General features: G+C 66.6%; 23 protein-coding genes and 1 tRNA gene. 16 read left to right on the top strand and 8 right to left on the bottom strand.

Annotated features, from left to right (window positions below):
* Positions 1-47: 47 nt before the first annotated feature.
* Genes ACZZZM_RS01705 through ACZZZM_RS01695 form a run of 3 tightly spaced genes read left to right on the top strand, consistent with a single transcriptional unit; the run spans position 48 to position 1052 of the window.
* Complete coding sequence (locus ACZZZM_RS01705) at positions 48-305, top strand: gene transfer agent family protein (RefSeq protein WP_463593382.1); 258 nt, start codon at positions 48-50, stop codon at positions 303-305.
* The gene (locus ACZZZM_RS01700; RefSeq protein ID WP_463593381.1) at positions 302-496 is read left to right on the top strand and encodes a phage tail assembly chaperone; all 195 of its coding nucleotides are present in this window, start codon (positions 302-304) and stop codon (positions 494-496) included. Before ACZZZM_RS01705 ends, ACZZZM_RS01700 begins: the two co-directional genes overlap by 4 nt.
* A complete protein-coding gene (locus ACZZZM_RS01695; protein WP_463593380.1) occupies positions 489-1052 on the top strand; it encodes a tail tape measure protein in 564 nt (187 codons plus the stop codon). Before ACZZZM_RS01700 ends, ACZZZM_RS01695 begins: the two co-directional genes overlap by 8 nt.
* A gap of 3 nt (positions 1053-1055) precedes the next feature.
* On the opposite strand, the gene ACZZZM_RS01690 is transcribed toward ACZZZM_RS01695, so the two are convergent.
* On the bottom strand, positions 1056-1409 hold the full coding sequence (locus ACZZZM_RS01690) for a hypothetical protein (protein WP_463593379.1): 354 nt from the start codon (positions 1407-1409) through the stop codon (positions 1056-1058).
* A gap of 56 nt (positions 1410-1465) precedes the next feature.
* Here ACZZZM_RS01690 and ACZZZM_RS01685 point away from each other — a divergent pair, with 56 nt between their 5' ends.
* The 7 genes from ACZZZM_RS01685 to ACZZZM_RS01655 all read left to right on the top strand — a co-directional run bounded on the left by ACZZZM_RS01685 (position 1466) and on the right by ACZZZM_RS01655 (position 9741).
* Positions 1466-3637 carry a DUF2460 domain-containing protein gene (locus tag ACZZZM_RS01685; protein WP_463593378.1) on the top strand — a complete coding sequence of 724 codons (2172 nt, stop codon included), beginning with the start codon at positions 1466-1468 and terminating at the stop codon, positions 3635-3637.
* Entirely contained in the window at positions 3634-4437 is an 804-nt protein-coding gene (locus tag ACZZZM_RS01680; protein ID WP_463593377.1) for a DUF2163 domain-containing protein, read from the top strand. Before ACZZZM_RS01685 ends, ACZZZM_RS01680 begins: the two co-directional genes overlap by 4 nt.
* Positions 4434-4805 carry a peptidoglycan endopeptidase gene (locus tag ACZZZM_RS01675; protein ID WP_463593376.1) on the top strand — a complete coding sequence of 124 codons (372 nt, stop codon included), beginning with the start codon at positions 4434-4436 and terminating at the stop codon, positions 4803-4805. The genes ACZZZM_RS01680 and ACZZZM_RS01675 overlap by 4 nt, the downstream gene beginning before the upstream one ends.
* Position 4806: 1 nt before the next feature.
* Positions 4807-6984 (top strand): phage tail protein, encoded by a 2178-nt coding sequence (locus ACZZZM_RS01670; RefSeq protein ID WP_463593375.1) that lies wholly within the window; start codon positions 4807-4809, stop codon positions 6982-6984.
* On the top strand, positions 6984-7487 hold the full coding sequence (locus ACZZZM_RS01665; RefSeq protein WP_463593374.1) for a DUF2793 domain-containing protein: 504 nt from the start codon (positions 6984-6986) through the stop codon (positions 7485-7487). Before ACZZZM_RS01670 ends, ACZZZM_RS01665 begins: the two co-directional genes overlap by 1 nt.
* 111 nt (positions 7488-7598) lie before the next feature.
* Positions 7599-8714, top strand: coding sequence for an OmpA family protein (locus ACZZZM_RS01660; protein WP_463593373.1), 1116 nt, complete (start codon positions 7599-7601; stop codon positions 8712-8714).
* 130 nt (positions 8715-8844) lie between these two features.
* Positions 8845-9741 (top strand): HNH endonuclease, encoded by an 897-nt coding sequence (locus tag ACZZZM_RS01655; protein ID WP_463593372.1) that lies wholly within the window; start codon positions 8845-8847, stop codon positions 9739-9741.
* Between the two features lie 8 nt (positions 9742-9749).
* On the opposite strand, the gene ygfZ is transcribed toward ACZZZM_RS01655, so the two are convergent.
* Positions 9750-10490, bottom strand: a complete 741-nt coding sequence (gene ygfZ, locus ACZZZM_RS01650) for a CAF17-like 4Fe-4S cluster assembly/insertion protein YgfZ (protein WP_463596357.1) — start codon at positions 10488-10490, stop codon at positions 9750-9752.
* 47 nt (positions 10491-10537) lie between these two features.
* Between ygfZ and ACZZZM_RS01645 the strand changes: the two genes are divergently transcribed.
* The 3 genes from ACZZZM_RS01645 to ACZZZM_RS01635 are packed head-to-tail and all read left to right on the top strand — an operon-like array spanning position 10538 to position 13405.
* Entirely contained in the window at positions 10538-11860 is a 1323-nt protein-coding gene (locus tag ACZZZM_RS01645; protein ID WP_463593371.1) for a dihydroorotase, read from the top strand.
* An 11-nt stretch (positions 11861-11871) separates the two neighbouring features.
* Positions 11872-12354, top strand: a complete 483-nt coding sequence (locus ACZZZM_RS01640) for an SRPBCC domain-containing protein (protein ID WP_463593370.1) — start codon at positions 11872-11874, stop codon at positions 12352-12354.
* 4 nt (positions 12355-12358) lie between these two features.
* Entirely contained in the window at positions 12359-13405 is a 1047-nt protein-coding gene (locus ACZZZM_RS01635) for a hypothetical protein (protein WP_463593369.1), read from the top strand.
* Positions 13406-13408: 3 nt separating this feature from the next.
* Here the strand turns inward: ACZZZM_RS01635 and ACZZZM_RS01630 are convergent, their stop codons facing one another.
* Positions 13409-14164 (bottom strand): DUF1134 domain-containing protein, encoded by a 756-nt coding sequence (locus ACZZZM_RS01630; protein ID WP_463593368.1) that lies wholly within the window; start codon positions 14162-14164, stop codon positions 13409-13411.
* Between the two features lie 154 nt (positions 14165-14318).
* Here ACZZZM_RS01630 and ACZZZM_RS01625 point away from each other — a divergent pair.
* The 3 genes from ACZZZM_RS01625 (at position 14319) to ACZZZM_RS01615 (ending at position 17043) form a co-directional block, all read left to right on the top strand.
* Positions 14319-14408 (top strand) — tRNA-Ser (locus tag ACZZZM_RS01625).
* A 286-nt stretch (positions 14409-14694) separates the two neighbouring features.
* Positions 14695-15396, top strand: coding sequence for a FadR/GntR family transcriptional regulator (locus ACZZZM_RS01620; RefSeq protein ID WP_463593367.1), 702 nt, complete (start codon positions 14695-14697; stop codon positions 15394-15396).
* A 72-nt stretch (positions 15397-15468) separates the two neighbouring features.
* Positions 15469-17043, top strand: a complete 1575-nt coding sequence (locus ACZZZM_RS01615) for an aldehyde dehydrogenase (NADP(+)) (RefSeq protein WP_463593366.1) — start codon at positions 15469-15471, stop codon at positions 17041-17043.
* Positions 17044-17076: 33 nt separating this feature from the next.
* Here ACZZZM_RS01615 and ACZZZM_RS01610 read toward each other — a convergent pair whose 3' ends face one another.
* From ACZZZM_RS01610 to ACZZZM_RS01590, 5 genes are all read right to left on the bottom strand, one after another.
* Positions 17077-18126: an aldose epimerase family protein gene (locus ACZZZM_RS01610; protein WP_463593365.1), complete on the bottom strand. Its 1050-nt coding sequence runs from the start codon at positions 18124-18126 to the stop codon at positions 17077-17079.
* Positions 18123-20591, bottom strand: coding sequence for a glycoside hydrolase family 3 protein (locus tag ACZZZM_RS01605; RefSeq protein ID WP_463593364.1), 2469 nt, complete (start codon positions 20589-20591; stop codon positions 18123-18125). The genes ACZZZM_RS01610 and ACZZZM_RS01605 overlap by 4 nt, the downstream gene beginning before the upstream one ends.
* Positions 20592-20663: 72 nt before the next feature.
* Positions 20664-22187: an ABC transporter permease/substrate-binding protein gene (locus tag ACZZZM_RS01600; protein ID WP_463593363.1), complete on the bottom strand. Its 1524-nt coding sequence runs from the start codon at positions 22185-22187 to the stop codon at positions 20664-20666.
* A 10-nt stretch (positions 22188-22197) separates the two neighbouring features.
* Complete coding sequence (locus ACZZZM_RS01595) at positions 22198-22791, bottom strand: DUF1801 domain-containing protein (RefSeq protein WP_463593362.1); 594 nt, start codon at positions 22789-22791, stop codon at positions 22198-22200.
* 39 nt (positions 22792-22830) lie between these two features.
* Positions 22831-23178 (bottom strand): DNA primase, encoded by a 348-nt coding sequence (locus tag ACZZZM_RS01590; protein ID WP_463593361.1) that lies wholly within the window; start codon positions 23176-23178, stop codon positions 22831-22833.
* Positions 23179-23255: the final 77 nt, after the last annotated feature.

Below are 23255 nucleotides of genomic sequence, written 5' to 3'. Positions count from 1 at the left end.
GAAGCAATAGTGCGCGCGGCGAGGCTGAGCTTCGGATCGGCGGCGAAGTGCTCGTGCTGCGGCCGAGCTTCCAGGCGCTGGTCGCGGCGGAGGCGGAGGTCGGGCCGTTGTTCGCGTTGGTGGAGCGGGCGGCGGAGGGACGGCTGGCGCTTTCCGAAATGGTGGCGCTCTTCTGGCATTGCCTGCGCGAGCGGCCCGCGGGGCTGACGCGCGACGCGTTTTCGGAAGGCGTGGCGGCGCGGGGGCTGGCGGCGAATACGCCGGCGCTCAAGGTGCTGATCGGCCAGATATTGGCGGGGCGGTGAGCTTTGCCGAGACTGCCGTGCGCCTGGCGGGGGCGGCGGGGGTGATGTTTGGCTGGGCGCCCGATCTGTTCTGGCGGGCGACGCCGGCCGAATTGGGCGCGCTGATCGATGCGCTGAAGGGTGAGGCGGGCGTGGAGGCCGTGGATGCGGCGACGCTCGCGCGGCTCAAGGAGGCATTTCCCGATGGATGAAGAAATCGAACGGATGATCGTGTCGGTGCGCGCGGACACTGCGGGCTTTGCGCGCGACGTGGCCGAGATGCGCGGCACGCTGGAGGGGCCGATGGAAGCGGGCGCGAGCCGCGCCGGGCGGGCGATCGAAGGGGCGCTACTGCGCGCGGTGCGCACGGGCAAGCTGGGCCTCGACGATCTCGGCAAGGTGGCGCTGGGCGTGATGAACGGCATCGCGGCGGCGGCTTTGCGTGGGGGTATTGCCTCGGTGACTGGACAGACCGGCGGCATCGGCGGGGTGCTAGCGGGGCTCGTCGGTGGGCTGTTTGGCGCGCCGGGACGGGCGACCGGCGGCCCGGTGAGCCCGATGCGGCCGTATTGGGTGGGCGAGCGCGGGCCGGAATTATTCGTGCCGACCAGTGCGGGGCAGGTGGCTGTGCCTGGCGGCGGCGCAGCGCGGGAGGTTCGCGTGGCGATCACGGTGAATGCAAGCGGCGGGGATGCGCCGCGGGCCTTGGCGCAGTCGAGCCGGCAAGTGGCGCGGGCGGTGAAGGCGGCGTTGGCGGGGGTGGAGTGAGGCTCAGTTCTTGCGGAAAACTTCGGTACTTACCTCGACCTTCCAGCCATCGGCTTGTTTGGAGAGGCGGAAAATCCGGAAGCTGCGACCCTTTGGATAATGAAAGGTCGCTTTGCAGGCCGCCGACCTCGGCTCGCCGCCGGGCGCCTCGCAATAGATGTCGGTCACGCGCAGGAGTTTCGGCTGGGTGGTCATTAGAATCTCGCCCGGGTGGGCGGCATTCCACGATGTTAGCCGATCCCATTCTTGCGAGCCCTGATGGGCTTGGATCGCTTGAATGATCTCCTCGCGCGTTGGGCAAAATCTTTGATCGGCGCAGCTCGGCGTCGCGATCAGCAGCGTGGCAGCGGCGATCATGCGGATTTCCTTCTGGCGGGCTGCTGCACAATAACAATGAACCACTGGGATTGAAAATGGGCTGGTGGCTTGCCTCGGAGCGTCGGGGCCAGATCGAGGGAGTGATTTCGCGCTTCGATCCGGCTTTCTGGACGGTCAATTTTCCTCGGCCGATGATGGCGTCGGTCACCACAACGGCGCGCGATGCGATGCGGGTGGATGCGGTATTCTATCGGCAGGACCAGCTTGGCGGGCTGATCTGGGAGGCCGAGGACCGGCACGACCATCCGCTGCTAACCTATGAGACCTCGCGCGATTTTCGCGGGTGCCGGCTCAGCTTCCGTTGGCGGTCTTCGGGGTTGCTGGGGCTCGATGCGGTCAATGGCCCTGTGCTGACCATCGAGGGGCGCGATGCCGGGGGCGCGGCGCGGGCCTGGTATGTGCGGCTGTGGAATTATGCCCAAGGGTCGCCCGAGGATGCTCTGGTCAGCCTGGACTTTGCCAATGTGGCGGGCGGGTTCCTGTTTCCCGGCGAGGCGGACCCGGTATGGGCGGGGGATGTCGACCGCATGTTCGTATCGCTGGTGCCCGAGGGATATAGCGGCGCGGACGCGGCTTTGGGGCCGGTGGAGGCTTGGGCCGAGCTTTCCGAGATCACCTGCGAGGGACCAGGCTCGGTACTGGCGATCGGCGATCTAGTTGTCCCTGAACATGGGCTGCAAATCGCCAATGGCTATGACGATTGCTACCATCTGACGCCGGCACGGGTGCTGCGGAACATCTCGCATCTGGGGTATCGCGGGAGCATCCTGCATTATGTGGGGATGAGCCATTATTTCCGGCTCGATGGCGGATTGGCGAGCCTGGGCGGCGGCGCGCTCAACGCGGCTTGCGCGGCCTGGCATTTGGATTTCGCAGTGCGGGCCAAGGCGCTCGGCTACGAAGTGATATGGTCGCTGAGCTATGAATTGCTCGACCAGCATTGCTGGGAGGATTGGAAACAGCGCGCGGCGGATGGTTCGCCGGCGCTGACCGGGTGGGACCCACCTTCGGCCTTGCTCTCGCCCGCCCAGCCGGAAGCGATGGCTTATCTGGGCGCGGTGGCCCTGGAGTTTTGCGGACTCGCGGAGGCGGCGGGGCTCGCGGTGCGGTTCCAGATCGGCGAGCCGTGGTGGTGGACTTTGCCCGATGGGGGCCTGTGCGTGCACGATGCTTCGGTCGGCGATGGCGATCCGGGGGAATTGCTGGCCGCCTCCACGCTGGCTTTGCGCGATGCGGTGAAGGCCGCGCATGCCGGGGCAGAAGTGCTGCTGCTGGTCTATGTGCCGACCGTGGAGCGCAATCCGGAGGCCAATATGCCGCTGGGCTGGGCCTGGCCTGCCTTCGATGTGCTCCAGCTCGAGGATTATGATTGGGCGGCGGCGGGGAATGCGGCCGCGAGCGCGCGCGGGCTGGCGCTGGCGGAGACGCGGCTCGGCTATGCGGCAGGCGCCCAGCATTATCTGAGCGGGTTCGTGCTCGCGGCCGAGGCCAGCGCGCGCTGGCGGCATATCGATGCGGCGGCGGACGCGGCGCGGCGGCGGGGCGTGGCCGAGACCTTCGTCTGGGCGCTGCCGCAAGTGATCCGCGACGGCTTCATGCATTTCGATTTGGGGGAGGATGATGTGGACGCGTTCGACGACGTGCTGTTTCCGATTGCGCTGGGGCGCGAGGCCGAAGTGGCGCCCGAGGTCTCCACTGCGATCGTGACGAGCGCCGGTGGGACCGAGGCGCGCAATGCGGAATGGGCGGAGGCGCGGATGCATTACGATGTGGGGCCGGGGGTACGCTCCGAGGCCGATATCGCAGCGTTGTTGGGATTCTTTCGGGCGCGGATGGGGCCGGCGAAGGGGTTTCGGCTGCGCGATCCGTTCGACTGGGAGGGTGTGGACGAGTTGCTTGGCGTGGGCGACGGCGAGACTTCGGGGTTCCAGCTGGTGCGGCATTATGGCGGAGTGACGCGGCGGATCACGCGACCGGTGAGCGGGACGGTTCGGGTTTTGCTGGATGGCGTGGAGACCGAGGCGTTTTCGCTAGGGGCGGGGGGCGTGGTGACGCTCGACGTTGCGTCTGGGGAAGGCGTGGAGGTCATGGCGAGCTTCGTGTTCGACGTGCCGGTGCGCTTTGCCGAGGACCGGCTGACCGTGAGCCGCGCGACGTTTCTCGCCGGGGCTGCTGTGAGCGTGCCGCTGGTCGAGGTGCGGGAATGAACTGGCTCCAGGGAGCGCTGACCAGCGTGGCTTTGTGCTGGCGCGTCGAGCGGCGCGACGGGGTGACCATCGGGCTGACGGCGCATGACCGCGATCTCATAATCGGAGGGCTGGTCTATCGCGCGGCGCCGGGGATGACACCGAGCGCGATCGAGCGCGGGGCTTCGCTAGATGCGGACAGTATGGATGTGACCGGGGCGCTGAGCAGCGCGGCGATCGGCGAGGCGGACCTGCTGGCCGGGCGCTGGGACGGGGCGCGGGTGGAAGTGTTCGCGACCGACTGGCGCGAGCCGGGTGCGCGGGTGATGCTGGGCGAGGGTGCGATCGGCGCGGTCGAGACTACGGATGGATTGCTTACTGCCGAGCTCAAGGGCGCGGCGGCGGCGCTCGAGCGGCCGGTGGTGGAAGAGACTTCGCCCGAATGCCGGGCGGAACTTGGCGACCGAAGGTGCCGCGTGGCGATGGCGGGGCGGCGGCGGTTCGCGCGGGTGACGGGAATCGAAGGCGCAGTGCTTACGCTCGATGCCGGGGAGCCGGAGGCGAATGCCTATGGCGGCGGGCGGCTGCGCTGGTTCGGGGGCGCGAATTCGGGGCTGGAGGATGCAGTTGCGCGATCCGAGGGCGCGACGGTGACGCTGCGGCGGGCCCCGCGGTTCGATGAGGGTGGACGGGTCGAGCTGATCGAAGGGTGCGACAAGAGCCTGGCGACCTGCGCTGCGCGGTTCGGCAATGTGCCGAACTTTCGCGGCGAGCCGTATCTGCCGGGGACCGACCTGCTGACACGCTATCCGGGCGGATGAGCCTGGAGCGGGCGCGCGCGGCGATCGGCGCGCGGTTCAGGCTGCATGGGCGCGATCCGACGAGCGGGCTCGATTGCGTCGGGCTGGCGGCGTTCGCCTACGACGCAAGGGTGCCGCGCGATTACGCGTTGCGGAGCGGCGATGTGGCGCGGGTCGGCCGCGTGATTGCTGCGCTCGGGCTTGAAGCGGTCGCGGATCGGCGCGCGGGAGACCTGCTGCTGCTGCGCGCGGGTCCGGGGCAGCTGCACCTGGCGATCGATAGCGGGGCGGGAATCATCCATGCCGACGCGATGCTGCGGCGCGTGGTCGAGCGGCCGGGCGCGCCGCCCTGGCCAGTGATCGGTCGCTGGCGACATAGGGAGAATTGAGATGGCGACGTTGGTGCTGACGGTCGCGGGCGGGCTGATCGGCGGGCCGGTGGGCGCGGCGATCGGCGGCACGCTGGGCGGGGTGATCGATCGCGAAGTGCTGTTCAAGCACAAGGGGCGCGAAGGGCCGCGACTGAGCGAACTCAAGCTGCAGACGAGCAGCTATGGCACGCAGATCCCCAAATTGTTCGGGACGATGCGGGTGGCGGGATCGGTGATCTGGGCGACCGATCTGGTCGAGCATCGCAGCACCACCGGCGGGGGCAAGGGGCGGACGGGGACGACCAGCTATTCCTACACGGCGAGCTTTGCAGTGGCGCTGTCGGCGCGGCGAGTGGCGGCCGTCGGGCGGATCTGGGCGGACGGGAAGCTGCTGCGCGGCATAAGCGGTGACTGGAAGACGCGGACCGGATTTCGCCTGCATCCTGGCAGCGAGGAGCAGGAGGCCGATCCGCTGATCGCGGCCGCCGAAGGGCTGAGCGTAGCGCCGGCGCATCGCGGGGTTGCGTATGCGGTGTTCGAAGATCTCGAGCTGGCCGATTTCGGCAACCGCATCCCCTCGCTGACTTTCGAAGTGACTGCGGATGAAGGGCCTGTCGAAGCGGGAGCGATCCTGCGCGAAATCGGCGAGGGCGCGATCGCGTGTGATGAGGCGACGCCGCCGCTCCATGGCTTTTCGGCGCATGGGGCAAGCGTGCGGGCAGTGGCGGAGGCGCTGGCGGGGGCGAGCGGTGGGTGGTTCCGCAGCGATGGCGGGGTAACGCTGATCGGAGGCGACGGCGCGGCGGTGGCGCTCAAGGATAAAGGTATGCGCACGCGGGGGCAGGCGCGCGCGCGCGGCAAACGCGCGGTTGCGGCGGCAGATTCGGCGCCGCGGAGCCTGACGATGACGCATTACGATCCGGCGCGCGATTACCAGGCGGGGGTGCAGCGCGCGGTGCGCCCGGGGGCGGGGAGCCGCGAGGCGCGGCTCGAGCTGCCCGCGGCGATCGATGCGGGCGCGGCCAAGACGATTGCGGAAAGTGCGCTGGCCCGGATGGATGCCGAGCGCGAGCGGCGCAGCGTCTCGCTTGGCTGGGACCGGCTGGACGTGCGCCCGGGCGAGCGCGTGACGATCGCCGGGGCGCCGGGGATCTGGCGCGTCGAGCGCTGGTCGCTCGAAGCGATGGTGCTGACGCTCGACTGCGTGGCGGTGGCGCCGGGGGCGCTGGCGGTTGCGGCGAGCGGGGGTCGTGTGCTGGGTGCGCCCGATCATGCGCTGGGCGAGACGATCCTGCATGCCTTCGAACTACCTATGCTCGACGATGCGCCGGCCGGCGTGCCGCGGCTGGCGATAGCGGCTGCAGGCACCAGCCCGAACTGGCGCAGCGCTGCTTTGCTAATCAGCACCGATGGCGGAGGGCATTGGACGGCGGCAGGATCGACTGCGGCCCCCACAATTCTCGGCCATCTGGTGGTGCCGCCGGATGCAGGGCCGGCGGGGATCGAGGATTTGCGTGGCACGCTCGAAGTCGAACTGGCGCATGTGGAGATGGAACTGAGCGATGCCGATACGGCGGCGCTCGATGCTGGCAGCAATCTGGCGATGGTGGGGGATGAACTGCTCCAGTTTGGCCGGGCCGAACTGCTGGGCGCGGCGCGCTGGCGGCTGAGCCGGTTGTGGCGCGGGCGGCGTGGGACCGAGGCGGCGATAGGGACACAGTTGGCGGGAGACCGCTTCGTGCTGGTCGATCCCGAGACGCTCGCGGTCCGGGACTTGCCGGTGAGGGTGATCGGCGGAGCCGTGCAGGTGCTTGCGCAGGGCGTTGCGGACGGCAGCGAGGGCGTCGCCGGGGAGGGGGGCATTTCGGGCGCGGCGCTGGTGCCCCCCGCGCCAGTGCATCTGGCCGCCCGGCCGCATGCCTATGACACCACCCTGATTACTTGGGTGCGGCGCAGCAGAAGCGGGTGGCGCTGGGAAGATGGGACCGACGCCCCGCTGATCGAGGACCGCGAGCGATATCAGGTCTGCATCAGCTCCGACCACGGGTCGCAGCGGATGGGCGAAGTGATTTCGCCTCACTTTGTGCTGGCTCCGGCCGAGCGCGCGCAGGCGCTGACTGTCGCCGTCCGCCAAATCGGCACGCACGGACTTTCACCGCCCGCGATCCTGACACTCCCAGCGACTGGAGAAGCCTGATGACCGATTCGACCACATCCCGCCTCGCACTGCCGTTGCTCGCGGCCGGGCAGGCTCAAAAGGAAATGTCTCATAATGAGGCGCTGGCTCGGATCGACCTCGCGTTGCACGGCCATGCCATCGCTGCGGGTGCACAAATTCCGCCCGAAGCACCGGAAGCTGGGCAATGCTGGTTGCTCGGCGACGCCCCTGAAGGCGATTGGGCGGGGCACGGGAAGGCGGTTGCCGGCTGGACCGAGGGCGGATGGCGCTTCCTTGAACCCTGCGAAGGCATGCGGCTGTGGCTAGGCGAAACGGATGGATTTGCAGTGTTTTCCCAGGGAAACTGGATAGTTGGCTTCGCTTATGGCCGGCTGTTCGTCGATGGCATGCAAATTATTGGTCCGCGCGGCCCTGCCATCGCGGAACCGAGTGGGGGGGTAGTGGTTGATGCCGAAGCGCGGGCCACGATCCTGGCAGTGCTCAATGCTATGCGCGAACACGGGCTGGTCGATACGGACTGAAACTGTGACGTTCATGCAACAGTGCCGGGATTTGTGCGCTTGCGTGGAAACTCTCGTTTCGGTAGTGAGTTTGTCGCTGTCCGGAAGGACAACTTTGAAAGGGGATTTTAGATGCGGAAGCTCGCCATTACTCTGGCACTTGCGACCACCGCGCTCAGCACGCCCGCTCTCGCTCGCGACGATGCGTGGTATGTGGGTGTCGAGGGCGGCACGATGCTGGTCGAGGACATTCAGTTCGACGTCGGCGCTCAGAAGAACGCCTATTCGATCGATCATTCGACGGGTTGGGACGTCGACGCTACGGTTGGCTACGATTTCGGCGGTTTCCGCGCGGAGGCCGAAGTCGGTTATCGTCAGGCGAACGTTAAGGGCCTGAAGTCGGTCATCGCGCTTCCGAATGGCACCTTCATCCATGGTGCGGGCACCTATAACTATGTTGGCGGCCGCACCTCGGCTCTGAGCTTCATGGTCAACGGCATGTTCGATTTCGGCGACGATGATGGCCTGCAGGGCTTTGTCGGCGGCGGCGTCGGCGTCGCTCGCGTGAAGAGCCGTTACGGCTTCAGCGTGCGCAACGACTTCCTCGACGATTCGGACACCGTGTTCGCATGGCAGGCAATTGCCGGCCTGCGCGCTCCGCTGTCGGACAATGTCGACATCTCGCTGAAGTATCGCTTCTTCAACGCTGACAACCTGAACTTCGTCGATGTCAGCGGTCGCAGCACCGACTCGCGTTTCCGTTCGCACAGCATTCTTGGCGGCCTGACGTTCAACTTCGGCGCGCCGGCACCTGCTCCCGAGCCCACTCCGGAGCCGACCCCGGCACCGGCATGGACCCCGACCCCCGAGCCGACCCAGGCTCCGGTGGTGGTGCAGTGCACGCCCGGACCGTACATCGTGTTCTTCGACTGGGATAAGTCGGACATCACGCCGGAAGCGGCCTCGATCCTCGACAACGCCATCAGCAACTATCAGAACTGCGGTAACGCGCAGGTCATGCTGGCTGGCCACGCCGATCGCTCGGGCTCGGCAAGCTACAACGTTGGTCTCTCGCAGCGTCGTGCGGATTCGGTGAAGGGCTACCTCACCTCGCGCGGCATCCCGGGTGGCGTCATCGGTACCGAAGCGTTCGGCGAAAGCCGCCCGCGCGTCGACACCGCCGACGGCGTTCGCGAACTGCAGAACCGTCGCGTGGAAGTCATGTACGGCCCCGGCTCGGGCTACTGAGCCAGGGCGGTCCATACGGACTGACAAGATTTGGGGAGGCCGGGAAACCGGCCTCCCTTTTTCTTTGTCGACGGTTGCTGATGCTTTTGACACAACAGGGCCGGTTGCGACGGGGGGCGGGGGTAAACGAGTGGCGCATGGTGTTTTCATCCACCGCGCAGATTCGATCTACAAAGACACGCCCTCAGAGCGATATCATTTTCCGGCCCAGTATCTAAGCCGGGCGCGCGCATGCCTGGGCGATTGGATCCTTTACTATGAGCCGGTCAAAGTCCGCGGCAGCAAGGGCTATTTCGCGGCTGCGAAGATCAGCCAAATTGTCCCGGATCCTCAAGATCCCTCAATGTACTACGCGCTCATCGAGCCGGGCGAATATATCGACTTCGACACGCCCGTGGCCTTCAACGGCCCGGCTGGCCCGATCGAGCAGGGGTTGTTGAATGAGGCTGGCCGCATCTCGGGCCGGGCACAGGCGGCGATCAGGGCGATCTCGACGGCCGATTTCAATCGTATCATCGGCGTCGCGATGGGCGACCAAGCCCCGCTTCTCCCCCGGATTGGCGAAAGCGAGTTCTCCGGCGTACGCGACACGCACTCTCCCTTCTTGTTCCAGCAAGAACGCGATCGAACCTCTGTGCTAGGCTCGCGGCTCGTCCGGGATCGGGTTTTCAGGAAACTCGTTCTAAACGCCTATGATGAACGCTGCGCGATCACGGGTTTACGGCTGATCAACGGTGGTGGTCGTGCAGAAGCCGAGGCCGCGCATATTAGGCCGGTGGCGAGCGGTGGTCCGGATGCGATCGGAAACGGCCTCGCCCTGTCAGGCACGATCCATTGGATGTTCGACCGGGGCCTTATCGGTCTCAGCGATGACCTGGACATTCTGGTGTCCCGACAGACCAATGATCCCGACAGTATCCACGGACTGATTAACTCGACGGGCCGTATACTCATGCCCAGACGACCATTGGATCGGCCGCATCCTGCTTTTCTTCAGTGGCATCGCGAGAACTGCTTCAAGCTCTAAGCCGGGACTCAAGCCGTTTGTGCAAGAGCCGGCGCCAGCCACTCCGGCACAATCGCATCGCCGAGCGCCTCCACGCGGCGCAGTTCCACCATCAGGCCCAGTTCGGGATAGGTCGCGCGGGTGCGGTCTCCAGGCTCGCCCAGCGGGGCGACGACCAGGCGGCGGCTGACCTTGGCGCGGTAGTGCATGCGGGCGGTGTTTTCCTGGCCGACATAGCAGCCCTTGGCGAAGTTCACGCCGTTCAGCTCGGCGGCATTGGCTTCCAGCCACAGCGTCTTGTCCTGGCCCAGCTCGGCTGCGCCTTCGGTCACGCCGAGCGACAAGCGGTGGGCGCGCCACGCGTCCGCGGCGTCCGCGCCGTCGGTGTCGCTCAGCCAGCGCCAGCCGAGTTCCTTCAGTCGCGGGTCGCGGGCCGCGCTGTCTCGCTTCTCGCGGGACCAGTGGACGTGGCGGGCGGTTTCGAGCCCGATATAAAGCGAGCGGCGCAGGCGGTAGATCGTCAGGCGGCGGATCAGCGCCTCGATTTGCGCGTCCTCGCAATCGAGGAGGATGTCGTCGCCGTCATCCCAGAGGATGAAGTCGAACAGCGCCTTGCCCTGCGGCGTCAGCAGGCCGGCCCATTGGGGGGCGCCAGCGGCGACCTTTCCAACATCCTGCGTGACAAGGCCCTGCAGGAAGCCGCGGACATCCTCGCCGCTGACGCGGATCAAAGCGCGGTCGTGAAGGGCAGTCGGGGTGGCATCGGGCATGGCGAACAGGTAGGAGGCGCGGACCCACAACGGAAGAGGCCGGGCCAATGAACATGGATCTCAAGCTCACGGGCGGGACGGTTCATCTGCCGGGCGGGCCGGCGCAAGTCGATGTTGGCGTGCGCGATGGGCGGATCGTGGCGATCGGCACGGTGGGCGATGCGGGCGAGACAGTCGATTGCACCGGGCTCGACGTGCTGCCGGGCGTGATCGACAGCCAGGTCCATTTCCGCGAGCCGGGGCTCGAGGCCAAGGAGGATCTGGAGAGCGGCGCGCGCTCGGCCGTTCTCGGCGGGGTGACCGCGGTGTTCGAGATGCCCAACACCAAGCCCAATACCGACACTGCCGAGGCAGTGAACGACAAGCTTGCCCGCGCGAAGGGGCGGATGTGGTGCGACCACGCATTCTATGTCGGCGCGACCAACAATAATGCCGAGAGCCTTGCCGAGCTCGAGCAGATACCGGGGACGGCGGGGATCAAGATCTTCATGGGTGCCTCGACGGGCGATCTGCTCGTCTCGGATGACGGCAACTTGGCGCGGGTGCTGGCGAGCGGGCATCGCCGCGTCGCGATCCATGCCGAGGACGAGTTCCGTATGCAGGACCGGCTGGGCGAGCGGGTGCCGGGCGACTCCTCCTCGCACCCGGTGTGGCGCGACGATGAGAGCGCGATGCTGGCGACGCGACGGATCCTGGGGCTGGCGCGCGCCGCCAAGCGCCGGATCCATATCCTGCACGTCACCACGCCGGCCGAGCTGGAAGTGATCGGGCAGAATAAGGACATCGCGACCTGTGAAGTCACGCCGCAGCATCTGACGCTTGCCGGCGAGGACGCCTATCCGCGGCTCGGCAGCTATGCCCAGATGAACCCGCCGATCCGTTCCAGCGCGCACCGCGACGGGCTGTGGGACTGGCTGCGCCAGGGCGTGCCCGACGTGATCGGATCGGACCATGCGCCGCACACCATCGAGGAAAAGGCCAAGCCCTATCCCGATTCGCCGAGCGGCATGCCGGGAGTGCAGACCTTGCTGCCGCTGATGCTCAACCATGTCGCCGAGGGGCGGCTGACGCTCCAGCGGCTAATCGATTTGACCAGCGCCGGGCCGCAGCGGGTGTTCGGGATTGCGGGCAAGGGGCGGATCGCGGTGGGCTATGACGCGGACTTCACAGTGGTGGATTTGAAGGCGCACTGGACCGTGGAGGAAAGCTGGCTCGCGTCGCGCTGCGGCTGGTCGCCGTTCACGGGGATGGCGCTGACCGGCAAGCCGATCGGGACGGTGATCCGCGGCAACCGCGTGATGTGGGACGGGGCGCTGGCAACCCAGGCGATCGGTCAGCCGATCCGGTTCGAGAGCGTGGAGTTCGGTTGAGTGCGCGCACGATGAGCCGGACCGACGCCGCCTTTCGCGTGATCGCGGCGCCAGCGGCGAAGCTCTATGCCGCGCTGGTCGATCCGGAGGCGCTGGCGCAATGGTTGCCGCCCGAGGGAATGACCGGACGCGTCGAACTGTTCGAGCCACGCGCGGGCGGCAGATACCGCATGACCCTCCGCTACGACGATCCGGACGGAGGTCCGGGCAAGACGGACGAGGATAGCGATCAGGTCGAGGGCGAGTTCGTCGAACTGGTGCCGAACCAGCGCGTCGTGCAACGCGTCCGCTTCGAATCGGACGATCCGTCGATGGCGGGAACGATGACGATCACCTGGCGGTTCGACTCGGTGCCCGAAGGCACGCGGGTTACGGTGGCGTGCGATGATGTGCCGCGTGGGATTCGCCGGAAGGATCACCTTGCGGGCCTGCGCTCAACGCTGGAAAATCTGGCCGCATTTGCCGGTGACGCGACGGGCAACAAGGAGAGCTGACTTGATGAAGACCCTTTCCGCCGCCGCACTGGCCGCCTTGCTCTGGTTTCCGGCACCGGTGGCGGCGCAGGCGGATCGCGCGCGCCCCAGCCCCGAATGCGGCGACGACAATGGCGTCGACCGTTGCGCCGCTCCGCAGCAGGCCAAGACGCGCGCATTGTTTGGCGCGGCACCGATCGAGAAGCTGGATGCCGAGGGCACGCAGGCGATCCGTGCGTTCTTCGTCAATGGCTATGGGCATGACGAGGCGCTGATCGCGTTCGTTCGGGCAAAGGGCGAGGATGCCGAAATAGTGGCGACCTTCCCTGGCGCGGATGGCGGCAAGCCCAGAACGCTGCAGGCCCTGGTGCCAGCTGCGACCTGGAGTCGGCTGTTTGCACGGGCGCGCTATTTCGACCGCGATCTTGTGCCGCTGGCGGAAGACAGGAACCGGGCACCGATCTGCTTGCACAGCTGGGTCGTGACCGTCGAGGCGGCAACGCCGAAGATGGCTACGCGCGGCGGCGTGCGGCGCAAGACGCAGGACGCGTGCGGCGAGGGCATGGCAGTGGACTTGGCATTCGAGATGGCTGAGGCCGCGATCGAATTGCTTCCGGCCTGCGCGCTACTCGATGCCGGGCAGCACCGAAATACCGTGACGCGTCTCGGCGCGTGCACGCGGCTGGAGGGCGACCGTACGGCCGGGGCGCTGGCGATGAACCGGTATGAAAGCAATTGGTTCGCCAATCCCAATCCCGGAATGGGCAGCGCGATCGCCTATCTGTTCTACGATCAGGCCGAAGTGGAGTGGCCGGGTAAGCCGCTCGTTCGCGGGGGCCTCGCCGCCGCTGACGCCTGGGTCGCGCATATGCAGAATCGGCATTTGCGACTCGAACGCGTCGTCGGCGAGACGCCCGATCGCGTGCGGATCGAAGGCTGGCTGCAAGACATGTCGCGCGATAACGCCAAGGACTGGCAGCATGCGCGGATCACGCAGATATGGACGCGCGAGAACGGCTTCGATTTCAGGCTGCGCTCGGCAAAGATCGGGGCGTTCGAACGCGGGCCTTGAGGATCAGAACGGAACGATGCGGCGCTTTTCGCTGAATTTCATATAGCCCGCATTGACTCCGACCCGCCAGCCGACGCCAAGGCGGACGGGGATCAGCACCACGTCGCCGCGGCGCATATAGGCGGCGGAGAAGCCTCCGACGAAATAGGCGCGGCCTTCGCCTGCCGGGAAGCGCTTGTAGAGATCTTGGCTGTCGTAGAGATTATAGACGAGCACGAAGACCTTGCTGGCGTCGCCGCCCAAGTCGAAGCCGATCGACGGGCCGGTCCAATAGACCGGGCGCTGTCCCTCGACCTTGTGGAACAGATCGCCCTTGCCATAGCGCAGGCCGACCCCGACCGCGCCGCCGCCCTCGCCCCCGGCGATATAGGCATTGGGGCGGCCCTGATCCTTGAGGATGTTCTCGATGATCCCGGCCAGGCCCGAGGCACCTTTCCCGAATACGCCCTCGGCGGCGACGACAAGCTCCTGCTGGTCGAACGTGTCCGCAGCTTTGACGCGCTCCTGCGCCTGGGCGCGAGCATCCACGGCCGGCGGGGTCTGTGCGGGCAAGTCCTGGGCCGGTGCGGAATCGAGCGGCGGCTGGCGATAATCCTCGGCGCGCGGCGTATCCTGCGCGGGCGGCGGGGTATTGAGGTCCGAATCGATCGCGCTGTTCGGATCGATCGTCGTCATCTGTTGCGCCGCGGCGGGCGTGGCGGCCATGCCGAGCAGCGCGGCCATTGCCCATAGCAAAGTGTTTCGCGCACGCATCCGCATTCCCCGAACCCCTGAAAACCTCCTGCAGAGGCTATGCGCGCTCGCCTGACCCCGCAATGAACACACGACGACTCGAATCGATTTCGCGTCCGGTGGTTACTATCGGTTGATAGCGCGGAAAGGCGCCGCTATAGCGCCGCCTTCGAGCCGTTCCGGAGACGTGGGTGAGTGGCTGAAACCAACGCTTTGCTAAAGCGTCGTACGGGAAACTGTACCGAGAGTTCGAATCTCTCCGTCTCCGCCAGGCCCTGAGTTCAGTAGCCTAGCATAAGCTCGGGCGGCCGTTCGGCCTTGCGAACCCTGCAGGTTCGATTCTCCTCCTCCTTCCACTGGGCGTGTAGAGCGCGGCTGAGGAAAAGGTTGCAGCCGATCCCGCCTTTGCGGCAATGCTGCGCGCGACGACATGTCGCATGAGCGGACCTCCTGCTCGCCAGCCAGAAAGCCGGATGCCAAAAGCCGAGATCAAGCCGCAGACGAGAAAGCCCCGGCAGCGGACGCCGCGGCCGCGTTCGCTGCGTCTCCACGGGACGGTGGCACGCGATCTCGGTATCCGCATCGTTTCCGGAGCGCTCAAGCCGGGCGAGATCCTGGAAGGCGAGATCGCCGCGAGCGAGCAGTTCAAGGTTTCGCGGACTGCCTACCGTGAGGCAATCCGCATCCTGGCCGCCAAAGGCCTGGTCCATTCGAGGCCCAAGATCGGTACCCAGGTATCCCCCCGCAGCGAATGGCATCTGCTCGATCCCGATGTGCTCGGCTGGATCTTTACCGGCGAGCCCGATGCCGGGCTGATCGAGAATCTCTTCGAGCTTCGCCGGATCGTCGAGCCCGATGCCGCGCGGCTGGCGGCGATGCGCCGCAGCGACGAGCAGCTCGAGCGGATGAAGACCGGGCTCGAAGGCGTTGCCGAGCATGGCTTCGATTCGGAAGAGGGCCGGCGCTGCGACGAGAGCTTCCACTCGGCGCTGCTCGAAGCATCGGGCAACGACTTCATCGTCTCGCTCACCAGCGGCGTCGCCGCGGCGATCGCGATCACCACTGCCTTCAAGCAGCACCGCCTGCCGGCGCCGCACGATGCGCTCCCCGTACATTTGCGCGTGCTTGAGGCGATCGAGGCGCGCGATGCGCAGGGCGCGCACGACGCCATGGCAAAATTGGTCGATCGCGGGCTCGATGATATGATGGAGGCGCGCGACCCTTCCGGGCATCATGGTCTTCGTGCGGTCTGCTGTTGATCCGGCGCGTGTCGATCCCTACATCCCTGGCTCATGTTACCGCTAACTTGTAGCGTGTCCGGGAGAGATCGAATGGCGCTGACTGGGGAATTGTTCATTGCTTCGAAGCGCGTCAAACGCGATGGCGAAGGCTTCCGCGCAGTGGCTGCCGCTACGGGTCAGGAAATCGAGCCCAGCTTCAGCCTGGCCACTACCGACGACGTCGAGACTGCGGTTGCCGCCGCTGAGGCTGCTTTTCCGATCTATTCCGGCCTGCCGCGCGAGAAGCGCGCGCAATTTCTCGAGGCCATTGCCGACGAGATCGATGCGCTGGGCGACGCGCTGACCGAGCGCGCCAATGCCGAGAGCGGCCTACCCGCGGCCCGGCTGAACGGCGAGCGTGGGCGGACCTCGGGGCAGATGCGGCTGTTCGCGCGCGAATTGCGCCTCGGCGAATATCTGCGCGCGCGGATCGATCATGCGATCCCCGATCGCGCGCCCGCGCCCAAGCCCGATCTTCGCATGCGGATGGTGCCGCTGGGCCCGGTCACGGTATTCGGTGCTAGCAACTTCCCGCTCGCATTTTCGGTGGGCGGAGGCGACACCGCCTCGGCGCTGGCTGCAGGCTGCCCGGTGGTCGTGAAGGGCCATTCGGCGCATCCGGGCACTGCCGAGCTGGTCGCGGGCGCAATTACGCGTGCGGCGGAAAAGACCGGCATGCCCGCGGGTGTGTTTTCGCTGATCAACGGTCCCGGCAATTCGGTGGGCCAGGCTTTGGTAACCGATCCGCGGATCAAGGCGGTGGGTTTCACCGGATCGCGCGGCGGCGGCATCGCGCTGATGAAGGCCGCGGCCGATCGCCCGGTGCCGATCCCGGTCTATGCCGAGATGAGCAGCGTCAATCCGGTATTCCTGCTTCCCGCCGCGCTCGAATCGCGCGCTGAGGCTCTGGGCACGGCGTTCGTCGCGAGTCTGACGATGGGGGCGGGGCAGTTCTGCACCAATCCCGGGCTGGTGCTTGGCTTGGAAGGCCCGGCGCTCGACCGCTTCGTGACCGCCGCTACCGATGCGATGTCCGGCGCCCCGGCGCAGGTCATGCTGACCCCCGGCATCCACAAGGCTTATACCAGCGGCGTGGCGCGCTGGGCCTCGGCGCCGGCGCTGAGCCAGATCGCGCAGGGGCAGGTTCCCGGCGGCCCGACCTGCGGGCAGGCGGCGCTGTTCACGATGACCGGTAAGGACTTCATTGCCGATCCCAGCCATGCCGAGGAAGTGTTCGGCGCGGCTTCATTGCTCGTGCGCTGCGCCGATCTCGACGAGATGATGGCAGTGACGGCGCTGATCGAGGGCCAGTTGACTGCGACACTGCATCTCGATGAGGGCGATACCGATCTCGCGCAGAAGCTGCTGCCGACGCTCGAGCGGCTGGCCGGGCGGATCCTCGCCAATGGCTGGCCGACGGGCGTGGAAGTGACCGACGCGCAGGTCCATGGCGGGCCGTTCCCCTCGACTTCGGACGGGCGCAGCACTTCAGTCGGCGCGCTGGCGATCGACCGCTTCCTGCGCCCGGTGGCCTATCAGGATCTGCCCGCAGCGCTGCTGCCGGTGGAACTGCAGGACGGCGAGGCGGGCATCCCGCGCCGCGTGGACGGCAAGCCGACGCTTTGAGGCCTTCCCCTCCCTCTCAGGGAGGGGAGCAGGTCAGGCAAAAGCTTCCGCAGCATCCTCCGTCACTCGGAACCGGAACGCGATGTCGTGGCGGTAGGTCTCGCCCGGATCTAGCCGCGCCGAGGGAAAACCGGGCTGGTTAGGCGCGTCAGGGAAGTTCTGCGGCTCTAGGCACAGTCCGCCGCGCGCCGGATAAGGCGTGCCGCTGGTGCCCGTCGCGCCGCCCGCAAGGTGGTTGCCGGTGTAGAGCTGGAGGCCGGGGGCGGTGGATTCCACATCCAGCACGCGGCCCGAGCTGTGATCATAGAGAGTCGCGGCGTGGCGGCGTTTGCCGCCGGGCGCGTCGAGTACGAAATTGTGATCGTAGCCGCGGCCGATCTTGAGCTGCATGTCCTCGTGTCCGATGTCGCGGCCGACGGGCTTGGGGGTGCGGAAGTCGAAGGAGGTGCCGGTCACGTCCTGGAATTGGCCGGTCGGAATTTGCGTCGAATCCACGGGGGTGATCCGGCTTGCTGGGATCTGGAGCATGTGATCGAGGATCGTGCCGTTTCCCTCGCCCGCGAGATTGAAATAGGCGTGGTGCGTGAGGTTGACGACGGTCGGCGCATCGGTGGTAGCGCGGAACGCCATATACAGGCCGTCCGCCTCCATCGTGTAGCGGAGCGAAGCCTGAAGGTTGCCGGGGAAGCCATTATACCCCGCGGGGCTCAATAAGGTGAACTCGGCCGAATGCGCGTCGTGATGCGCGAGCGTCCAGAACTGCTGGTCGAAGCCGCGTGGCCCCGAATGGAGGTTGTTCACGCCGCCGCTGTTCGCGGGCAGCCGATATTTCTTGCCATCGAGACTAAACCGCGCGCCGCCGATGCGATTGGCATAGCGCCCGGCGACGGCGCCATAGAAGCGCGGATGGCTGCGATATTCCTCCAGATCGGCATAGCCGAGCGTGACGTTGGCGACCCTGCCCTCACGCCCGGGCACGTCGAGGCGGCGAAGCGTGGCGCCGAGATTGAGCAACTGAGCGCGATACGCCCCGTGCCCGATCTCGACCGCCTCGATCCGGCCGCCCTCGACCAGCCGGCTCATTTCGCGCCGGGGCAGGTCGAGCTGTTGGGGTCCGAGACGATACGAATATCCGCTACCGCGAAGCTGAGCGGGCCGGTGGCCGTCACCACGAACGGCGCATTGACCTTGCTCAGATCAATGCCGTTCTGCGAATAGCATTTCAGGAAGATCTTGGCGGTGCGCCAGGTGTCGGTCTGGCCGGTAAACAGGCTCGTCGCGTCGATCGCTCCGCTATTGGTCCCGCCCTCCATCTGCAGCAGCACCTTGCCCGTCGCCGCAGGCGTGAACAATTTGTAGCTGATCTGAAGCGAGAGATCGCCATTGGCTTCGCGCAGCAGATTGAGATCGCCGCCGCCGATGCGCAGCGCCGCGGGGGTCGCGGGCCAGGTGAAGAGCTGCGCCCCCTCCTGCGTCGCCGGCCCGTCGACCGGGCGACGAGTCACCTTGCTGTCGGTCGCGAACGAGAAGGGTGCAGGGGTGACCCCCTTAGTGAAATAGATCGTGGTGTTGGCCAGCGAGGCATCGATGCCCGAATCCTCGCTAAGCGCCGCGACCGTGCCCGATTTGGCATAAGTCAGCCCGTAGCCGAGCGCGAAGAGCGGGTCGTAGCCGGCGTCGCGCTTGTTGAGCTTGAACTGGCCGGCGGTCTTGGGCCAGCTGAACGACAGCGTGCCCTGGAAATCGCGGCGCGGCTTGCCGGCCGCATCGCCCACCAGCACATCGGCCACGCCCGCGCCTTCGCTCCCTGGCAACCAGGCCGCGACGAATGCGTCGGACTGGTTGAGCTCAGGGTTCACCCACAGCGGCCGGCCCGACAGGAACACCGATACCGTCGGTACGCCCGCGGCTTTGAGCTTCTTGAGCATCGCCAGAGCCTGCTTGTCGCCGGGCTGGAATTCCAAGGTCCGGATATCGCCGCGCATCTCGGCATAGGGTTGCTCGCCGAACACCACGACCGCGACATCCGGCTTCGCAGTAAAGCTGCCGTCCACCGACAGCACTGCCTTGCCGCCACCCGCTTCGACAGCCTGTTTGAGGCCGGCATAGATCGAAGTCGCGCCCGGGAAGAGCTCGTTGGGATTGCCGTCGCCCTGCCAGCTCAGCGTCCAGCCGCCGGTCTGCATCTGGAGCGAGTCCGCACCGGGGCCGGCGATCAGCACATTGGCATTGGCCTTGAGCGGGAGGACACCGTTGTTCTTGAGCAGCACCAGGCTCTTGGCCACCGCCTCGCGCGCGATTGCGCGATGCTCGGGCGTGCCCATGGCATCGGCTTTGGTTTCGAGCGGACGCGCGGGATCGAACAGGCCGAGCTTGACCTTGACGCGGAGGATGCGGCGGACGGCGTCGTCGACACGCGCCATCGGCAGCTTGCCCGATTTCACGTCGCGCACGGTCGATTCGAACAGGCCCTTCCAGCTGTCCGGCGCCATTGCCATGTCGAGCCCGGCAATGAAGGTCGCCGCGCAATCGGTGGGGGTGCAGCCGGGGATCTGGCCATGGCCGTTCCAGTCGCCGACGACAAAGCCGTCAAAGCCCATCCGGCCCTTGAGCACGTCGGTCAGCAGCGACTGGTTGCCGTGCATCTTGACGCCGTTCCAGCTGTTGTACGACGCCATCGCCGTCATCGCGCCGGCATTGATCGCGGGCGGATAGCCGGCACCGTGGACGCTCGCGAGCGTGGCTTCGTCCACCTGGGTGTCGCCCTGGTCGACGCCGTCGGTGGTGCCGCCATCGCCGAGGAAATGCTTGATGCTCGCGGCGACCAGCCCGCTCTGGATGCGATGCTCGGTGCCGACCGGGCCCTGGAGCCCGGTGACGACCTCGGGCGAATAGCTGGCGACGATCGCGGGGTCTTCCGAATAGCCCTCATAGGTGCGGCCCCAGCGGTCGTTCTGCGGGGTGGCCACCGTCGGCCCGAATGCCCAGTGGATGCCCGAAGCCGCGGTTTCGATTGCAGTGACTTCGCCGATCTTCCGGATCAGCGCCGGATCGCGCATCGCGCCCAGCCCGATATTGTGCGGGAAGATCGTCGCGCCGATCACATTGGCATTGCCGTGGACCGAATTGATTCCGAAAATCAGTGGGATCTTGAGATTGCCCGCCCGGTCTTCCATCGCGACCTTCTCGAAGGCGCGCGACGTGTCGATCCAGTCCTGGCGCGGCGAGCGGTCATTGCCCGAAAGCGGCGGCGAATTGCCCCCCGCCAGGATCGATCCCAGCGGATATTTGCGCAAATCCTCGGGCTTCACATTGCCGATATCGCCCTGGACCATCTGGCCGACCTTCTGCTCGATCGACATCTTGGCGATCAGCTCGCTGACGAACTTCTCGGTCGCCGGATCGATCAGTCCCTGGCTCTTCGCCGCCGGCCAGTTCGCCGGATTGGCTACGGTCGGTGCAGACAGCGTTGTCGGCGATTGCTGCGCAAAAGCTGGCGCGGCGATCAGGCAGGTGGTCGATAAGAGCAGCTTGAAACCCAGGCGCATCTTCACTCTCCGTTTGTGGCTCGGCCGGTTTCGGTCCCGGCCCTTTATCGTTTTGGTATCGGTATCAGATTGTCAGCGGGCGAGTCTACTTGCCAGCCAGCGCGCGGCCTGGTCGGGAGTGCGCTTGTCCACATCGCGATCGACCATGTAATTGGCTTCGCGCATCTGCTCGACGGGGATGGCCCCGATCAAATCCTTGAGCACATTCGTGAATTTCACATCATTCGCGCGCTTGGGGGCGAGCAGCAGGATCGCATCATAACCGGGGATCGCGCCGCGCGGATCGCTGAGGACCTTGAGCTTGTCGGCGGCGACGCGCCCGTCCGAGCTGTACGCCGAGATCACGTCGGCCGCGCCGCTCGCCAGTGCGCGATACATGAAGGTCGGCTGATAGGGTCGCGCGGTCTTGAACGACAGGCCGTAAGCCTTGCGCACCGCAGCCCATTCCGGGCGCTCGAGGAACTCCGGGTCGGTGGCGAAACCGAGTTCTCCGGCCTGGGGCACGAGATCGTCAAGGCTATGGATCCCGCGCCTCTCCGCATCCTCGCCGCGCATCGCAAAGGCATAGGTGTTCTCGAAGCCGAGCGAGCCGAGCATGCGAACCCCGTGCTTTGCCATCACCCACTCGCCGACGCCGGTCACGATCGCCTCGCGGCTGGGAACTTCGCTGCGCTTCATCTGATTTGCCCAGACCGTGCCGGAATAATCGACGAGGACGTCCACGTCGTTCCCCGCCAGCGCGTTGAAGGCGACTGCCGATCCCAATCCTTCGCGGTACCGTACCTTGTAGCCCGCCTGCTCGAGCCGGTGCCCGATCACGCGGATCAATATATATTGCTCGGAAAAGCCCTTGGCGCCGATGGTGACGGTGCCCTTCGCGGACGGCCAGGCCGGCGCGAGTGCGATGAGCACCGCCAACAGCAGCGCGCCCAGGCTCCCCCACACCAGCCCGCGCCGGCGCTTCGCAATCCCGTATTCCGCCAGCCCCAGCAGCGCGTCGGCGGCGAGCGCCAGCCCCGCCGCGGCGATGCAGCCGGTAAGGACCAGCGTCCAGTTCTGCGTCTGCAGCCCGGCGAAGATCAGGTCGCCGAGGCTCGGCTGGCCGACCGTGGTGGAGAGCGTCGCCGCACCGATCGTCCACACCGCGGCAGTGCGCACTCCTGCCATCAGCATCGGCGCGACCAGCGGCGTCTCGACCAGCCACAGCCGCTGGTTGCGCGTCATGCCGACGCCGTCCGCCGCTTCGATCACTGCCGGATCGAGATTGGCGAGGCCGGTGACACCGTTGCGAAGGATCGGCAGCAGCGCATAGAGCGACAGTGCAAGCAGCGAGGGCAGGAAGCCCAATGCCGGGATGCCGCCCCCGACCAGCGCGGAAAGCCATAACAGGATGGGGTAGAAGAGCGCGAGCAGGGCCAGCGACGGGATCGTCTGGACAAGGCTGGCAAAGCCAAGTGCCACGCGCGCGACGCTGCGATTCCGCGAGGACAGCACGACCAGCGGCAAGCTCACCACCAGCCCGAGCAGCAAAGCCGCGAAGGCGAGCAGCAGATGCTGCGCGAGCAGCTCCGGAACGCGGGCGAATGCCTCGCTCATCGCGGGCTATTCAGCAATTCTCGTATTTCCAGTTGCGGCGCTTGCCTTCGCGCATCCACTCGACCGCTTCGGCGACGCGCTTGGCCTTGGTCTCGGGGCGCTTGGCATCCGCGATCCACTCGACATATTCACGGCGCTGGCCGGGTGGGAAGGCAGTGAAGGTCGCGGATGCGGCTGCATCCTGCGCCAGCGCTTCGGCCAGCTCCGGCGGGACGGGCAGTTCTGGCTTCGGCGGTTTGGCGGCGCGCTTTGGCGTGGCGCCCGTATCGGTCAGCGCCATCGCCTCCGTCACCTGGCGCTCGAGCGCCGCTGCATCGGGCAAGTCGTCGAGCGATTCCACGCGACCATATTGCCCCATCGCCGAACCTTCCTTGCCCGTCTTTAATTCCTGCCGGTGCCAGAAGCCGAACGTAGCGTGCGCCTTGAACGCGGCCATGTTGGCCAGCGGCTTGCCCTTATAGACGAAGGCGGGGATCGACCATTTGATCGCTTCCTCCACATCGGGACAGGCGGCGTGGACGCGCTCGCGCAGCCAGGTCAGGATCGGCTGCGCAAAGGGCGCGCGGCTGGCGATGTAATCGTCGATGCGGGTATCGCGGGGCATGGCGCGATGCTGTCGCGCCATGCCCGGGGCGTCAAGCGTTCAGGAGCGCAAGGCGCTGTCGTCGGTCTCGTCGAGCTCTTCGTCCAGCTCGTCCTCGTCGACTTCATCGTCGTCGAAATCGGCCTGGATCTCATCTTCGCGCTGCGCGCCGGGGGTGAGCACGGCGTCGTCATCCTCTTCGCCGATCTCGTCATCGACCATCTGCAGATCGTCTTCGCCTGCAGTCGCCGCCTCGGGATCGTCGAGACCGAGGGGAATGTCGGTGAGGATCACGCCGTTGCTCGGGCCGTCCTGCGTCACCTCGATGATTTCGGCGCTCTGGCTCTCGTCATAGCCTTCCTCGTCCCAATTGTCCGTGGGATGCGGGGGAACCTGATTGCCGCCCATCGCCTGTCCTCTGCTCTGCCCAGGCGGGGATCGCCGGGTCTCTCTGCGCGAACGGCGAGAAGGGCGGACTCGTTCCC

Source organism: Sphingomonas sp. AC522, from assembly GCF_979258125.1.
This window is presented reverse-complemented; position numbering and strand designations above follow the sequence as displayed.

What these genes read in the sequence shown, in the direction of transcription:
- ACZZZM_RS01615 (WP_463593366.1), top strand. Translation starts at nt 15,469, where the DNA reads ATGGCGCTGACTGGGGAATTGTTCATTGCTTCGAAGCGCGTCAAACGC.
- ACZZZM_RS01645 (WP_463593371.1), top strand. Translation starts at nt 10,538, where the DNA reads ATGAACATGGATCTCAAGCTCACGGGCGGGACGGTTCATCTGCCGGGC.
- ACZZZM_RS01595 (WP_463593362.1), bottom strand. Translation starts at nt 22,791, where the DNA reads ATGCCCCGCGATACCCGCATCGACGATTACATCGCCAGCCGCGCGCCC.
- ACZZZM_RS01610 (WP_463593365.1), bottom strand. Translation starts at nt 18,126, where the DNA reads ATGAGCCGGCTGGTCGAGGGCGGCCGGATCGAGGCGGTCGAGATCGGG.
- ygfZ (WP_463596357.1), bottom strand. Translation starts at nt 10,490, where the DNA reads ATGCCCGATGCCACCCCGACTGCCCTTCACGACCGCGCTTTGATCCGC.
- ACZZZM_RS01685 (WP_463593378.1), top strand. Translation starts at nt 1,466, where the DNA reads ATGGGCTGGTGGCTTGCCTCGGAGCGTCGGGGCCAGATCGAGGGAGTG.
- ACZZZM_RS01690 (WP_463593379.1), bottom strand. Translation starts at nt 1,409, where the DNA reads ATGATCGCCGCTGCCACGCTGCTGATCGCGACGCCGAGCTGCGCCGAT.
- ACZZZM_RS01675 (WP_463593376.1), top strand. Translation starts at nt 4,434, where the DNA reads ATGAGCCTGGAGCGGGCGCGCGCGGCGATCGGCGCGCGGTTCAGGCTG.
- ACZZZM_RS01665 (WP_463593374.1), top strand. Translation starts at nt 6,984, where the DNA reads ATGACCGATTCGACCACATCCCGCCTCGCACTGCCGTTGCTCGCGGCC.
- ACZZZM_RS01680 (WP_463593377.1), top strand. Translation starts at nt 3,634, where the DNA reads ATGAACTGGCTCCAGGGAGCGCTGACCAGCGTGGCTTTGTGCTGGCGC.
- ACZZZM_RS01660 (WP_463593373.1), top strand. Translation starts at nt 7,599, where the DNA reads ATGCGGAAGCTCGCCATTACTCTGGCACTTGCGACCACCGCGCTCAGC.
- ACZZZM_RS01590 (WP_463593361.1), bottom strand. Translation starts at nt 23,178, where the DNA reads ATGGGCGGCAATCAGGTTCCCCCGCATCCCACGGACAATTGGGACGAG.
- ACZZZM_RS01630 (WP_463593368.1), bottom strand. Translation starts at nt 14,164, where the DNA reads ATGCGGATGCGTGCGCGAAACACTTTGCTATGGGCAATGGCCGCGCTG.
- ACZZZM_RS01600 (WP_463593363.1), bottom strand. Translation starts at nt 22,187, where the DNA reads ATGAGCGAGGCATTCGCCCGCGTTCCGGAGCTGCTCGCGCAGCATCTG.
- ACZZZM_RS01635 (WP_463593369.1), top strand. Translation starts at nt 12,359, where the DNA reads ATGAAGACCCTTTCCGCCGCCGCACTGGCCGCCTTGCTCTGGTTTCCG.
- ACZZZM_RS01605 (WP_463593364.1), bottom strand. Translation starts at nt 20,591, where the DNA reads ATGCGCCTGGGTTTCAAGCTGCTCTTATCGACCACCTGCCTGATCGCC.
- ACZZZM_RS01695 (WP_463593380.1), top strand. Translation starts at nt 489, where the DNA reads ATGGATGAAGAAATCGAACGGATGATCGTGTCGGTGCGCGCGGACACT.
- ACZZZM_RS01640 (WP_463593370.1), top strand. Translation starts at nt 11,872, where the DNA reads ATGAGCCGGACCGACGCCGCCTTTCGCGTGATCGCGGCGCCAGCGGCG.
- ACZZZM_RS01670 (WP_463593375.1), top strand. Translation starts at nt 4,807, where the DNA reads ATGGCGACGTTGGTGCTGACGGTCGCGGGCGGGCTGATCGGCGGGCCG.